Source organism: Kitasatospora sp. NPDC051914, from assembly GCF_040680995.1.
Taxonomy (GTDB): Bacteria; Actinomycetota; Actinomycetes; order Streptomycetales; family Streptomycetaceae; genus Kitasatospora.
In genome coordinates, this window is record NZ_JBFAXX010000026.1 from 12,829 (window position 1) to 26,428 (window position 13,600).

The following is a 13,600-nucleotide window of genomic DNA, read 5'->3' on the forward strand; positions in this document are numbered from 1 at the left end:
GACCATGGCCGGTCACCTCCTGCGCCGGTGTCTCACCGCACCAGCGGACCCGGCGCCCGGCCGGGGAGAGCCCGTCAAGACCGAGGACGTTGTCGGCGGCCGGGCGTAGCGTGTGCGCACCGCCTGGGGGCGCCTGCCCCGGGCCGGAGCGCCGCCGGCCCGGGGTATCTGTGTGCCTGCCCGGCTACCAGGTCCCGGCCGGTGGCGGCTCGCCTGCAGGGCCAGGGGTGCACCAGGGGAGTTCGCCGTTCTCGAGGCCGCCGATCCGGAAGCGGGCGTGCCGGGCGATGATGTCCTCGGCGGCGGTGGTCATGGCGACCTTCCCCTGGTGGTCCGTGCAGCTGTCGATGTGGGTGGCGGGGTTCACGGCGCGGTCAGCTCGGTCAGGTCGGCGATCACCTCGGAGGCGGTCACCGGGTCGAGCTCGGCGAAGGTCGGGAACGCCCGGCCGCGGGACCAGTAGTCGCCCGGGCGGATGTCGAGCCACACGGTCTCGACCCGCTGCTCGGGGTGGACGTCGTGCATGCCGACCGCAATGCCGTGCTCCGGGGCGAGCACCACGTAGCGGTTGGGACCGACCCGGCGGGACAGCCAGCGCTCCACGCCCGCGTCCTGCGGCTCGCCGCGCTGCCAGCCGCGCCGCTCCATGCCGACCAGCCGGGCGGTCGGCAGCACCGGACCGTTCTCGAAGCGGGTCAGACGGTGCCCGGCCCGCTCCTCGTCGGTCAGCGCGTACACCTGGCGGCCGAGCTGACGGAACGGCTGCAGGATCTCGTAGTCGGCGAACAGCTCCGACCAGGCGGCGAGGTCGTCGCCGAGCAGCAGCGGGTGGGCCAGCCGGACGGTCGCCCCCGCCGGCAGCGCGAACACCTCGTCCTGGACGTCCGCCAGGGTGCGGTCCTCGGCGACCCGGAACGCCGTCGTGGCGCCGTCCGCCTCGGCCAGCCACACCAGCCGACGCACCAGGTGCCACAGCAGCGGATGCCCGACGAACAGCTGGTCGAACTCCTCCGCCGACCACGACCGCCGGGTGACCATCGCGTCCTCCAGCCGGCGGATCTGATCCCCCGCCACCGTGCGGACGTCCTTCTTCAGCGCCGCGAAGCGCTTGCGCTCGGCCGGCGCCAGCTCGGCGTCGTCCCGCGCCCCCGGGGCCGGCAGGTCCTTGCGGCGGGCACCGTCCGCGTCCAGCACGTACGGCTTGAGCTGCTCGTCGAAGCCGACGGTGAACGTGCGGGTGCCGTAGTCGACGACGGTGGTGCCGTCGGCGTCCAGCCCGAAGTCCGGCACCAGGCGGTCGGAGAGCTGCTCCCCGGACAGGCCGAGCCCGGCCGCCACCTCGGCGATCTTCTCCTGTGCCCGGGCCTTGAGCGCCTTGAACTTCACCCGCTGCGCGATGCCGTGCAGGTGCAGCAGGGCGACGTCGCTGCCGATCGCGGCCAGCACCTCCAGGCCGTCCACCGCCCGGTGGTGCGCCCCCTCGCCCGGCCACGCCCGGAGCACCGGCGTCAGCCGGCGGACCGTCTCGTCGTCACCGAGCCGGCCGAGCACGTGCAGCGCCCACCCGTCCTGGGCCGGCATGCCGGCCAGCCGCCACTGCTCGAACACCGCCCAGCCGAAGGCCGTCAGCGACTGCGGCTCGCACACCTCCGCCACCTGCTCCAGGCCCGGGTAGAAAGCCTTCGGCTTGGACAGCGCGAGCATGGTGAGCACGTGCCGCACCGCCTCGGGCGGCAGCGCACCCCCGCCGCCGCGCACCAGCAGCTGCGGCAGCATCATCGGCTCCGCCCAGTCGCCGGGCCGGGGCAGCTTCGCCGGCAGCGCGTTCACCAGCGGGTCGGCGGACAGCATCGCGCCGACCACCTCCGCCGCGTCCGGCCCGTACTCGCCGGCCACCGCGCACACTGCCGGGGCGCCGTGCGCGCCACTGATCAGCCGCAGGGCGTGCTCGGCGCCGCGCCGGGCCACGCCGGCCTTGCCGACCGCGGCGGGCACCAGCAACCGGGCCGCGTCCAGCCCGTGCCGGGTGAACCAGGAGCGGGCGGTGTCGCCGGCCGACTTGAGGCGCACCAGCCAGTCCGCCATCGCCTGGGCCACCCGGACGTCCAGATAGGGCAGCAGCAGCGACGCGTGGGCGGCCGGGTTGTGCAGCGCGGCGGCCAGCACCGGCTCGAGCGCGTCCGTCTCGAAGCGGGCGGCGACCCGGCGCAGCGCGCCGGCGGCGTCCCAGATGTACTCGTCGCCGCGCCACCGCGCGATCAGTGGACGGCCCAGCTCCTCGTCGCCGTACGCGAACAGCGCCAGCTCTTCGTGCCGGTTGGAGTGGTGCCGCGGGTCGTCGGGCCGCTCGGCCGCAGCTCGCATCGTGTCGGCGATCCGCTGCCAGTCGCCGTCCGACCAGCGCGCGTACCAGGACTCGGAGGTCGCCCAGGCGTCCTGCTCGCCCGGCAGCCAGCGCAGCTGCGGCCCGTCCGGCGCGGTGAGGCCGGTCAGCACGCGCGGCTTCGCGGTGGGCCGCGGCCGGGTCCACGGCGGGCTGGTGAACAGCGCGGGCAGCGACCCGGTCGGGACGTCCGGTACCCGGTCGGCGAGCTCGGTGAGCGGCTGCACCACGGCGGCCTGCTCCGGCGTCAGCTCGGGCAGCAGTTCGAGCGCGGTCGCACGGTGGGCGGCGACGTGGGCGGTGAGGAGCTGGACGGCGAGCCGCCGGACGGCCGGATCGGCGGAGGCCGTCGCGGCCTCGGCAAGGAGTCGGACGGCCCGGCGCGGGTAGCGGCGGACCGCCGCCACCAGTGCCCCGCGGGCCGCCTTGTCGTCGCCCTGATGGGTCAGCAGGCCGCGGAACGCGTCGTCGGACGGCAGCTCGGCGACCGCGGCCAGCAGCTGCTTGCGCCGATCGCTGTAGAGGTAGTCGTGGGCCAGGGCGTGCAGCAGCAGCGGCGCGGCGCCGCCGCCGAGCCCCTCCGCGACGGTGGCGATGACCTCCGCCGACCAGCCGTCCCAGCCGAGGCTCGGGAGGCGGTCCAGCTCCTTGAGCGGCTCGGCCGAGGAGAGCGAGCAGAGCAGCATCGACCACGCTGCCGTGTCGAGCCCCGCGGACGCGCGGAGGCACTCCTCGGCCCACGCCGTCTCGGACGGCACCAGGTACACCGCCACCACCAGGCGCGGCAGGTCCTTCCGGCAGCCAGCCAGGGCCTCGACCACGGCGGCGTGTGTCTCCTCGTCGCAGACCGCCAGCAGGGCGCGGACGCGGTCCGCGGCCGGGCGGTGCGTCACCGACGCCCGGTGCCGGTGCTTGGCCACCCCGACCCGCGGGTTGAACCGGCGCGAGTTGGACGAGTCCGAGGTCACGGACACCTCCAGCAGCTCGACCACCGCCCGGGCCGCGAACGGAAGGCCGTGCTCCACCACCCAGCCGTCCACCACCCGGCGGTAGCCCTCCGGCGAGTCGGCGACCAGCGCCGCCACCACCGCCGCGCCGCGCGGGTCGGTGACGCCGCCCAGGTGCGCGCGGGCAGCCTCGACCAGGTCGGCATTGCTGTGCGAGGAGGCGAGCGCCTGCTCCACCCACTCCGCCTGCTCCGCCACCAGGGCGTGGAGCTTCGCCGGCGCGTTCCGCGTCGGCGCGGTCGTCGCACGGGGCACGCCGCCCCGGCGGGGGATCAGGATCCGCCGCCAGGCGTCCGGCAGGACGAAGGTGTCCTCGTCGAGCGGGGCGTCCACGGCGTCCGGGAGGTCTGCGGTCTCGGGGGAGCCCGGGGCGACGGGGGCAGCGGCCGGCGGGGTGGCCGCGACCGGCTGTGCGGCGGGCGCCGCCCCGGCGGTGGCCTCGCGGTAGCCCTTGCGCTCCTTCTCGGCGACCGTCTTGGCGAAGTGCGCCTGCGCCGCCTCCGCGGTCGGGAACTCCTTGCTCTGCTCCCGTCCGTCGGTGCCGGACCGGCCGTAGCGCACGGTCACCACAACACCGTCGACCGCGGCCTCCCAGAACTTGTCCGAGCCACCCTCGACGAACTCCCAGCGCCGCACAGCTCCGCCCTTTCCTCGAACGGTTGATCAGGGGGAACAGTAGCCATGCCCACCGACAGGTCGTCCGCGGGGCTCAGCCCCGCCACAGGAACCGGCTGCCCGAGCCGGCCAGTGGCGCTGCGTGATCGGCGAGGGCTGCCGGCCTCATGGAAGACGCTGTCCGGGCGGAGCGCCGTGCGTTCGGCCGCCGCCCGCAGCGCGTCGTCGGTGCTCCGTGGCGGGGCCGCGACGTTCAGCCGGAGGGTGTCGAAACCGGCCCCGACCACCTCAGCGCCGAGACGGCGCCGCCGGTCGGCGAGTACGGCGGAGATCCTCGCGGTGTCGCCCTCGTGGTCGACCGGCCCGGTCCACCCGCAGACGGTCAGCGCCTCGGCGCCGTCGGCCGCCGGCACCAGACCGATCCGCACGCCGGGCGCGGCGCCGAGCAGCCGGGCGGCCGGCGTCCGGGTGCCGGTCGGCATCGCGCACCGGGCCGGGGGAGGGCGCGGGGCCCGGCGGCCCGCCGCCGGCTGGTACCTGACGGCGTCCATCGTGGGCCGCACCGACCGAAGGCGTCCGCAGAACGGGCCTGTCCGGCGACGTCCGGCATGGCGGCCCGGGTGTTCGTCATGCCCAACCACCGCTTAGGCGGATGTCAGACGGTGCCGAGGATCCGGCCGTCCTCGATCCAGCCCGGAGTGGCCAAGTCGTTGCCACCGTTGGTCAGCCAGGCGCTGGTGGCGCCGTTGACGAGGAGGTAATCACCGCGACCGTCTGCGTCGATGTCGGTGAAGTCGACCTGGGCCCGGGTGGTGGTACGGCAGGCGGAGATCCGCGATCGCACAGGGCCCGGTTGCTCGATGTCCGCTGGCACATCCAACGGGGCGGGCCTCTTCGTGTGGTGACGCTGTGTAGCTAGATGATATGTGAACGGTGAACAGTGTTGTTCCCGGTGTCCGGGGGAGCCGTTCACCGGTCGTTGCCGGGGAGTCCACCCCCGCTCCCTAGCCTTCCGAGGCGCGTCCCGCCGCCCGACCGGGTGGTGGACCATCACGTCTCCAGTGGAGTCAGCGTGGAACGACGTACCTTCCTGCGCGGCGCCGTCGTCGGCGCCTCGGCCGCCGCCTTCGGTGGCACGCTCGTGCACGGCGCCGCCTACGCGGCCCCGGCCCAGAACGGCCCCGGCCCGTACGGTTCGCTCCTCGCGGCCGACGCCAACGGCATCCAGCTGCCCAGCGGTTTCACCAGCCGGGTCATCGCCCGGTCCAGCCAGGTGGTCTCGGGTACCTCGTACACCTGGCACAGCGCTCCCGACGGTGGCGCCTGCTTCGCCGACGGCACGGGATGGATCTACGTCTCGAACTCGGAGATCAACCCCGCCGGCGGCACGAGCGCCGTCAGGTTCAACTCCTCGGGCACCGTCACCGGCGCCTACCGGATCCTGTCCAACACCCGGCAGAACTGCGCGGGCGGCGCCACCCCGTGGAACACCTGGCTGTCCTGTGAGGAGGTCGGCCTCGGCTACGTCTACGAGACCGACCCCTGGGGTGTGAACCCCGCCACCCGCCGTGACGCGATGGGCAAGTTCAAGCACGAGGCCGCCGCCGCCGACCCGGCCCGTCAGGTGATCTACCTGACCGAGGACGAGACCAACGGCTGCTTCTACCGGTTCATCCCGACCACTTGGGGCAACCTGTCCTCCGGCACCCTGCAGGTCCTGAAGGCCGGCACCGGCACCTCCGGCTCCTTCGCCTGGGGCACGGTGCCCGACCCCGACGGCTCCCCCACGGTGACCCGCGACCAAGTCTCCGGCGCGAAGCGGTTCAACGGCGGCGAAGGCTGTCACTACGCCAACGACACGGTGTGGTTCACCACGAAGGGCGACAACCGCGTCTGGCAGGTCAACCTGGCGAACAGCACGTACGAGCTGGCCTACGACGACTCGCTCGTCAACCCCGGCACCGCCCCGCTGACCGGCGTGGACAACGTCACCGGCTCCAGCTTCGGCGACCTCTACGTCGCCGAGGACGGTGGCAACATGGAGATCTGCATCATCACCCCGGACGACATCGTCGCCCCCTTCCTGCGGGTCACCGGCCAGTCCAGCTCGGAGATCACCGGCCCGGCATTCTCCCCCGACGGCACCCGCCTCTACTTCTCCAGCCAGCGCGGCACCAGCGGCAGCTCCTCCGGCGGCATCACCTACGAGGTCACCGGCCCGTTCCGCACCTGACGTTGCACCCTGCACCGAACAGCGGGGCCGTACCCTCCCATCGTCGTGGGGAGGTACGGCCCCGCCGTTTCGGGTCCGTGTGCCGCTCGACGCTGGGGACGCAGGCGGCGCACGGCGATCAGGACGCCGTCGATGACATCGAGGGCGCCCACATCGAGGGCCTCGCGCAGTTCATCAGGAAGAGCGACATCCATCACCCCGACCTGCCGCAGGCCGCCGGGGGCTTCCTGTAGATCTTCAACGGGATGGCACACTGATGGGTCCAACTCGCCTACCAAGCAAGGAAGATGGTCTGATGAACGTCGTCCTCGGCCTCCAGATCCGCACCGGCGGCTGCCTGTGTGGAAAGCTCCGGTTCACCGCCGACGGCGAACCGGACTACCCGCACACCTGCAGCTGTCTCCATTGCCAGAAACTCGGTGGCGGGCCGATGATGTCGTGGGTGTCCTTCCCACTGGACGGACTCGCCTGGAGCGACGGCGTCGAGCCGGTCTGGTTCGACACCTTCCCGGGCGAGACCAAGCGCGGGCGCTGTCCTGAGTGCGGCAGCCAGGTGTGCGCCCTGGACTACGGCGGCGACTCCATCGCCGTCAACCTCAGCGCCCTGGACCAGGCGGAAGACCTCGTTCCCGTCAACCAGTCCTTCCGCCAGGACGCGGTTGCCTGGCTGCCCCAGGTCCCGGACATCAGGCACAGCGCCACCGTGGGCTGACCACACGCGAGCCGGGCGGCGGGCGCATCACACCCGCCACCCGGCCCCACCCCCCATGGACGGTGCCGGAACCTCCTCCCCCCGAACACACGATTCACAGCTCGGCCTGCAGCTCCCGGTAGCGGGCGAGCGCCTCCGGATCCTGCGACGTCATGGCAACGCCCCGAGTTGCCGAGGAAACCGTTGGGTTGTCCGACTTGCTTCAGGCATGATCGACTCGTGGACACCTACCTGGAGACCGAGCGTCTGACCCTGCGCCGTTTCACTGCCGATGACGCGGACCTGCTGATCGAGCTGGACAGCGACCCGGCGGTGATGCGTTACCTGACCGGTGGCAGTCCGACCGCGCCGGAGCTCGTCCGCGAGCGCTACCTGCCGAACATCCTCGCCGGCTACGAGAGGTGGGGCGGAGACCTCGGACTGTTCGCCGCGCACGAGAAGGACGGCGGCGCGTTCATCGGCTGGTTCATCCTGCGTCCCGAGCCGCAGGGCCCGCTGGACGAAGTCGAACTCGGCTACCGGCTGCGGCAGGCGGCTTGGGGCAAGGGCTATGCCACCGAGGGCTCGCGGGCCTTGCTGGGCAAGGCGTTCACGGAGCTCGGTGTGCGCATGGTCTGGGCCGAGACGATGTCCGTGAACCACGGTTCGCGCAACATCATGGAGAAGCTCGAGATGGCGCTCGCGGACACCATCCCCACCCCCTCCGACATGGAGATGATCGAGGGCGCCGAGCACGGAGGCGTACGGTACGAGATCACCAAGGAGCAGTGGGAGCGGCAGTAGCCACGGTGCGAACGACCGCTCTGCATCCACGCCCACCGGAACCGGTAGGTGGACGGCAGAAGTCGTACCAGGTTGAACCCGGGGCCCGCCACGGACTGTTGGCTACCGTCAACGACACCCCGTCGTGGGCGATCAGCGACCGGGCCGACAGCAGTAGCGGCGGCGCGGCACGGCGGCCCCACCCCGGCAGCAGCCCCGCACTGCAACCAAGACACCCGGACCGGTCTCGCCGCAAATCCTGCTCTGGGGGTCAACCCCCGAAGTAGTCCGAGCGTTTGACCGCAACCGGCCTGCCCCGCATTGATCGCAGGTGCCGTGCGCTGAGGGCCGCGGGCTAGGCTCGTGGCAATCATCGCTACCAACCAGGGGGCCGCGGGATGAGCGGGACGGTAACGGCAGTCAGCAGCAACGGCGAGTACTCGTTCACCAAGCCCAACCGGGCCAGCATCATGTTGCTCGCCGGGCTCGGGGTGGAGGGAGACGTGCACGCCGGCGTCACGGTCAAGCACCGCTCGCGTGTCGCGCAGGATCCCACCCAGCCGAACCTACGCCAGGTCCATCTCATCCACGAGGAGCTCTTCACCGAAGTCGGCGAAGAGGGATTCAACGTAGCGCCCGGCGAGCTCGGCGAAAACATCACCACCAGCGGCATCGACCTGCTCGGCCTGCCCGTCGGGACACTGCTGCGCATCGGCGACGAGGCGATCGTGGAGGTCACCGGCCTGCGCAACCCCTGCCTGCAGATCGACAACTTCCAGGACGGACTGCTGAAGAAGGTCGTCGGCCGTGACGAGGCCGGGAACATCGTGCGCAAGGCCGGCATCATGAGCGTCGTCCAGGTGGGCGGCGTGGTACGTCCCGGCGACACGATCACGGTGGAGCTCCCGGACGATCCGCATCAGCCCCTCGACCGGGTCTGACCTCACTTCGAAGCGGGGCGTGACGTGTCGACGGCCGCACGGGTCCTTGCGGTGTGAACATCAAGCAGGCCCGCGCGGCCATGGCTCATCCTCCTTCTGCGGCATATCGCGCCAACATCTCGGCGATTTGGTCGAAGAGCTCGCGCCACACTGAGAAGCACGCTGCGAATCCGGACGCCACGAGCGGCGTAGCGGCAGCGGGGAACGCGGGACTGGAACCGGCCCGAAGTGCGAACTGGCCTTCATCGACCGGGTGCTGGTGACATTGGTCCATCTGTGGACCGGGCTGACACATGCGGCACTGGGCGTGAGGTGGGCACCTCCACCACCGGCCAGGCGATCAGCGGGACCCGGCCGCTGCCGGCCGCGCGGGTTCGCCGTTCCGAACCGCGCGGCATCCGGCGGCGCACGCTGGCGGACGTGTTCGCCTATGCCGACGCGGAGGGCGTGATCCTGTGCATCGACGGCATGGAGACCAAGTCCGCCGTTCGAAGGCGGGCCGCCCTGGCAGACGGACCTTCATCCGGCACGCAAGCAGAACACCATCAAGACGACCCCGATCAGTGACCATCAGGGCGGGACCCTGTGGTCCGGTGACGTCGCACGCACCGGCCGTGCCGCGATGCCGGTGTGACCGGCCCGGCAACGGATAGTGACGCTCGATCGGCTGCTCGGAGCGGGACAGGGCTTCAGGCAGGGGCTGGTCGTCGGCGCGACGCCTGGCTACGCTGCCTGCATGATCAAGGCGGTGGTGTGCGACATCGGCGAGACCCTCACCAGCGACACCCGGTACTGGTCTGACTGGGCCCGGTGGCTCGGCGTACCCGCGCACACCATGTCCGCTCTGGTCGGCGCGGTTGTCGCCGAGGGCCGTGACAATGCTGACGCGATCAGGATCCTCAAGCCCGGCTGTGACATCGGCGCGGAATGGCGTGCCCGGCGAGCGGCCGGTGCCGACGAGTATCTCGATGAGACCGACCTGTACCCCGACGTCCGCCCCGCCTTTCAGCGGCTGCGCGATCAGGGCCTGTGGGTGGGTGTCGCCGGCAATCAGAATCTGCGGGCCGGCGAGTGTCTGCGCGCACTGAACCTTCCCGTGGACGGCATCGCCACCTCGGCCGAATGGGGCGCAGCCAAGCCGAACCCCGCCTTCTTTGCCCGGATCGCCGAGTGGGCACCGGGCGAGCCGCACCAGATCCTCTACGTCGGCGACCATCCGGCGAACGACGTTGTACCCGCGGCCGCGGCCGGCCTGCGGACGGCGCACCTTTGCCGCGGCCCGATCGGCCACCTCACGGGCGGCAGCCCGGAGGCGGCTGCCGCGGACTACCGAGCCACTTCCCTCGAGGATCTGGTCGGCCAAATCACTGCGGCCAACTGACGAATCACCTACCTACGCGCTCGGCCGGGCGATTCGCGCACCGGATGTGACAGCGCGAGTACCGCGCCAATTTGCCCGGGCACACCGCCTCGACCCTCGGCCTTCGGTCGAAACTGCCTGCTTTGAACGGAAGCTGACGCACAACCAGGTCCATGAACTATCCGGCACCCCCGTCCGCATGATCCGCGCGATTGAGCGCGGCAGCGCTCATCCGCCGCAGTAGACGTTCTTCTCGTTCGGGCAGGTCCGCTGGCTGGTGACGGTGCACTTCCACTGCTGGAAGTGGCGCACGCCACCGCGGACGGCCGCGACCACGAGCCCACCGCAGCCGAGCCGCGCATCACCATCGTCATCGACGGCGCCGAGCCCGTCCTGCGGAGCCCCGAGACGGCAGACCTCTTGATCCGCCTGGCCGCCACCGGTCGGACCGCCGCCGTCCAGACCATCATCGCAGTCTCCGACATGACCCTCACCACCTGGGCCCGCCGGACAGGTCACCATCTGCGACCGCCACCCCCGCACCGACGACTGACGCCACCTCACAAGCCTTGCTCCCGGCCTCTCCGGGGGCCGCCGGACCCGCCCCGCCACCGGGTGGGCCCGGCGGCCCCAGAAGGCGCCCGGCACCTCCGCCAAACCCCTCCCTTGTCCGCGCTGTGAACCCGAAGGAGGCTGCCGTGAGCAGCACCCAGAACACGCCGCGCACCGCCTCCCCGGCCCCGGCCGAGCCGCAGATCAGTCTCCTGGCCACCGGCTACAGCCCCGTCATCCGCGACGGCCAGATCCTCGCCGTCGCGCTGCGCCCCGACGCCTCGGACGAGGCGTTCGTGCCGGCCATCATCGACGGCCAGATCGCCGCCGTCCCCGTCCACAACCCGCTCGCCGCCGCCGCGGCGCAGCCGCAGCCCGCACCCGCCGCGCCGGCCGTCCCGGCCGCGCAGCCATTGGCCGATCCGGCTCTTCCGCTCGCGGTCCGCCACTGCATCCTCTACGGCTCCGTCGTGGCGCTCGCCGCCGGTGGCGCGGTGTGGATGGTCGGCGCAGCGGTCGCCGCCGCAGCCCCGCACGCAGGCCAGTTCGGCGAGCTCCTTCAGTACGCCGCACTCCTCGTCGGTGCCGTCGTCCTCGGCCTGGCCGTCCTGCTCGGCAAGCTCCGTACGGTCACCGGCCCGGCCCGGCCCGGCCCGGCCGGGGCCGGGGCGGGCGCGACCGCCAGCGGCGACGGCGCCACCGCGACCGGCACCGTCCCGGCCCTGGTCCACCGCACCCACCAGACCAACATCGGGCGGCAGTCCGCCGGGTGGCGCGGCTCCATCAGCAACCACAACGGCTGACCGGCCGTCCGGCCTCGATCCCGGCCGCCCACCCACCCGCCGGACGCCGGGCCGGGTGGGCGCAGCTGCGTCCGGGGCTGGGACCGACCGTCCGGCCGAGATCCGCATCACCCTCGCCCTCGCGGCCGGCGCCCTCGCCGCTGTCCTCGCCGACCACCACGCCTACAAGGCCCTCGCCCCGCTGCGCCGCTGCCTCGGCGCCGAACACCACGGCCCGGTGTGCGAGGCCGTCACGAGAAGTCCGACGTCAACGGCTCGCCGACTCGGTCAGCCCTTGACGAGTGTCTTCTCGACGCCGGGAAACCCCTTGTCCCACCAGTGTCCGTAGCGCCGGTAGACGACTGGATCGCGGTCGGCGAGCAGCACTGACAGCTTTTCCGCCTCCTCGGTGAGACCTTGCCAGGCAACCTTGCCGAGCCTGCGGAAGGCGGTCAGTTCCAGTCCGCCGTCGACTGCGCGCCATACCCCGACGACCTGCCCGTCGGCGAGCAGACAGGGCAGCACGTCGCCGTTGCGCCGGACGACCAGGGGCCGGTACTCCGGAGGCATGACCCGCCCGGGGACGGCGTGGGCCAGCAACGTGCTGTCCCACATCGGCAGCAACCTCGGCGGCGCCGGGGTGTCATCGTCGGGCACGGTGGCGTCGGCCAGGTCGAACAGGGCGGCGCGTCCGGGGCCCGGCACCCGTACCACCTGGTCGCCGAGCTCCTGCAGGGCATCGGCTATCGGGGTGCGCGTCAGCAGGGTGAACCGGGCGAAGTCCTGGGCCGACGCAGGCCCGAACGCACGTAGGTAGGAGAGCAGCAGGTGCCGGACCCCGGCGTCGGCTTCCTGCGGTGTGACCACAGCGGCCGCCGGGGAGGCGCGGTAGGTGTTCGGCTGCGTGAACGACCACGGGGCGCCGGTCGGTGCATGGTGCACCGGTGCGAACGTGCGCAGCGCCCACCACACGCGGTGCGCGTGCTCACCGTGCCTGCCCGTGACCTCCTCCTCCACCTGGACGCCCGTGCGTGGCTGCTGCAGGAACCCGGCGAGCTCCGGGAGCAGCGCATCGGCGTCGGCGGGGGTCAGCCCTGTTGCGGTGAAACGGCGGTCGTACAGCCGTGACGCCCGCAGGGTGCTCAGCATGGCGGCGTGGTAGGGCTCGTAGTCCTCGGCATGGACGACGTGCAGGGTGAGCCGCATGAGCGTCGACTTCACGATCCGGCCGTGCGCGAACGCCTCGTCGAGATCCTCGGGCGCGAAGTCCTGCACACGGTTCCACAGCGCCAGGTACGGCGACGCCGGTGCCTGCGCCTGCAGGGCGCAGACCCGGCGGACCGCCTCCGCCACGTCGAGACGCCGGCGTTCGAGCAGGAGCTGACGGTCCAACATGGCCAGGGCGAGCTGTCGCGCGGTGAGGGTCATGATCGGATCCTGCCACCCTCGGCCTCCGGGCGAAGCAATCGCCGGTGCAGAGCTATCAGTCGGAGGCTCCTGCTCGTCGGTTTGAGCGTTCGCCGTCCTGAGGGCGGTGCTGCTCTGGTCCGCCCACTGCTCGGTGTGCGCGGCGCCGTTCGACGAGGAGTTCGGCTATTTCGCCACGACCCGTGAGGCGGTCGAGCAGGCCGTCGGCAACGACTGGACGACGACGAGCGGCGGCCAGCTGGTGTGCGACGCCGCCGACCACGACCACCACACCGCCCGCGCCGGTGCGCCCGGCCCGGCGCCGATCGTGCCAGGTCCCGGGCAGGTCCCGCTGCCCGGCACCACCCCGGCGACGGCGCCGACCGACGGCCGGTAGCCGACCGGCCTACCCGACCATCCGACACAGACAGGAGACCCCGCCCCGTGCGCGCACCCGACCTGGACCCCACCGGCGAGCACCACGGCGGCCTGCCGACCTGGCCCTGGCGCTGGTCCCCCGACCCCGGCCTGCGCACCCGCCGCCAGCTCCGCGAAGCCGGCCTGCGCCCCGGCGGCCAGGAACCGGCTGCGCAGGTGGTGTGCCGCCGCGGCCGACGGATCGCCTACCTCTACCGGCTCGACCGGGCACTGCCGATCCGGCCGATGACGCCTGCCCGCGAGGCCGCTCTCGACCGGGCGATGGCCGCCCGCCAGACCTGCCCGGTGTGCCGTAACCGCTACGACCACTGCCTCCCTCTCAAGACCCTCGGCTCCTGCGTGCCGTGCTCCGAGCTGTCCGACGCCGAGCGTGCCCAGCTCACCGCCCTCACCACCGCTTCCTGACCC

The 13,600-nt window shown here is 72.4% G+C and carries 15 protein-coding genes; 10 read left to right on the forward strand and 5 right to left on the reverse strand.

Annotated features, from left to right (window positions below; genetic code table 11):
- Positions 1–184: 184 nt before the first annotated feature.
- From AB0M03_RS18595 to AB0M03_RS18610, 4 genes are all read right to left on the reverse strand, one after another.
- Positions 185–367 carry a hypothetical protein gene (locus tag AB0M03_RS18595; RefSeq protein ID WP_363492633.1) on the reverse strand — a complete coding sequence of 61 codons (183 nt, stop codon included), beginning with the start codon at positions 365–367 and terminating at the stop codon, positions 185–187.
- A complete protein-coding gene (locus tag AB0M03_RS18600) occupies positions 364–4,026 on the reverse strand; it encodes a DUF4132 domain-containing protein (RefSeq protein ID WP_363492634.1) in 3,663 nt (1,220 codons plus the stop codon). The genes AB0M03_RS18595 and AB0M03_RS18600 overlap by 4 nt, the downstream gene beginning before the upstream one ends.
- Entirely contained in the window at positions 3,954–4,487 is a 534-nt protein-coding gene (locus AB0M03_RS18605) for a DUF4253 domain-containing protein (RefSeq protein WP_363492635.1), read from the reverse strand. The genes AB0M03_RS18600 and AB0M03_RS18605 overlap by 73 nt, the downstream gene beginning before the upstream one ends.
- A 173-nt stretch (positions 4,488–4,660) precedes the next feature.
- Positions 4,661–4,849, reverse strand: a complete 189-nt coding sequence (locus AB0M03_RS18610; protein WP_363492636.1) for a hypothetical protein — start codon at positions 4,847–4,849, stop codon at positions 4,661–4,663.
- A 228-nt stretch (positions 4,850–5,077) separates the two neighbouring features.
- Between AB0M03_RS18610 and AB0M03_RS18615 the strand changes: the two genes are divergently transcribed.
- The 8 genes from AB0M03_RS18615 (at position 5,078) to AB0M03_RS18650 (ending at position 11,368) form a co-directional block, all read left to right on the forward strand.
- A complete protein-coding gene (locus AB0M03_RS18615; RefSeq protein ID WP_363492637.1) occupies positions 5,078–6,238 on the forward strand; it encodes an alkaline phosphatase PhoX in 1,161 nt (386 codons plus the stop codon).
- Between the two features lie 77 nt (positions 6,239–6,315).
- Positions 6,316–6,471, forward strand: coding sequence for a hypothetical protein (locus tag AB0M03_RS18620; RefSeq protein WP_363492638.1), 156 nt, complete (start codon positions 6,316–6,318; stop codon positions 6,469–6,471).
- Between the two features lie 62 nt (positions 6,472–6,533).
- Positions 6,534–6,950, forward strand: coding sequence for a GFA family protein (locus tag AB0M03_RS18625; protein ID WP_363492639.1), 417 nt, complete (start codon positions 6,534–6,536; stop codon positions 6,948–6,950).
- A gap of 219 nt (positions 6,951–7,169) precedes the next feature.
- Entirely contained in the window at positions 7,170–7,733 is a 564-nt protein-coding gene (locus AB0M03_RS18630; RefSeq protein ID WP_363492640.1) for a GNAT family N-acetyltransferase, read from the forward strand.
- 377 nt (positions 7,734–8,110) lie between these two features.
- Positions 8,111–8,653 carry an MOSC domain-containing protein gene (locus AB0M03_RS18635; protein ID WP_363492641.1) on the forward strand — a complete coding sequence of 181 codons (543 nt, stop codon included), beginning with the start codon at positions 8,111–8,113 and terminating at the stop codon, positions 8,651–8,653.
- Positions 8,654–8,965: 312 nt separating this feature from the next.
- Positions 8,966–9,220: a hypothetical protein gene (locus tag AB0M03_RS18640; RefSeq protein WP_363492642.1), complete on the forward strand. Its 255-nt coding sequence runs from the start codon at positions 8,966–8,968 to the stop codon at positions 9,218–9,220.
- Between the two features lie 169 nt (positions 9,221–9,389).
- The gene (locus AB0M03_RS18645) at positions 9,390–10,034 is read left to right on the forward strand and encodes an HAD family hydrolase (protein WP_363492643.1); all 645 of its coding nucleotides are present in this window, start codon (positions 9,390–9,392) and stop codon (positions 10,032–10,034) included.
- A gap of 677 nt (positions 10,035–10,711) precedes the next feature.
- Positions 10,712–11,368: a hypothetical protein gene (locus tag AB0M03_RS18650; RefSeq protein WP_363492644.1), complete on the forward strand. Its 657-nt coding sequence runs from the start codon at positions 10,712–10,714 to the stop codon at positions 11,366–11,368.
- Positions 11,369–11,635: 267 nt separating this feature from the next.
- On the opposite strand, the gene AB0M03_RS18655 is transcribed toward AB0M03_RS18650, so the two are convergent.
- Positions 11,636–12,775: a winged helix DNA-binding domain-containing protein gene (locus AB0M03_RS18655; RefSeq protein ID WP_363492645.1), complete on the reverse strand. Its 1,140-nt coding sequence runs from the start codon at positions 12,773–12,775 to the stop codon at positions 11,636–11,638.
- Between the two features lie 106 nt (positions 12,776–12,881).
- On the opposite strand from AB0M03_RS18655, the gene AB0M03_RS18660 reads away from it, so the two are divergent.
- The gene (locus tag AB0M03_RS18660) at positions 12,882–13,151 is read left to right on the forward strand and encodes a hypothetical protein (RefSeq protein ID WP_363492646.1); all 270 of its coding nucleotides are present in this window, start codon (positions 12,882–12,884) and stop codon (positions 13,149–13,151) included.
- Between the two features lie 47 nt (positions 13,152–13,198).
- Entirely contained in the window at positions 13,199–13,597 is a 399-nt protein-coding gene (locus AB0M03_RS18665; RefSeq protein WP_363492647.1) for an RRQRL motif-containing zinc-binding protein, read from the forward strand.
- Positions 13,598–13,600 lie beyond the last annotated feature (3 nt).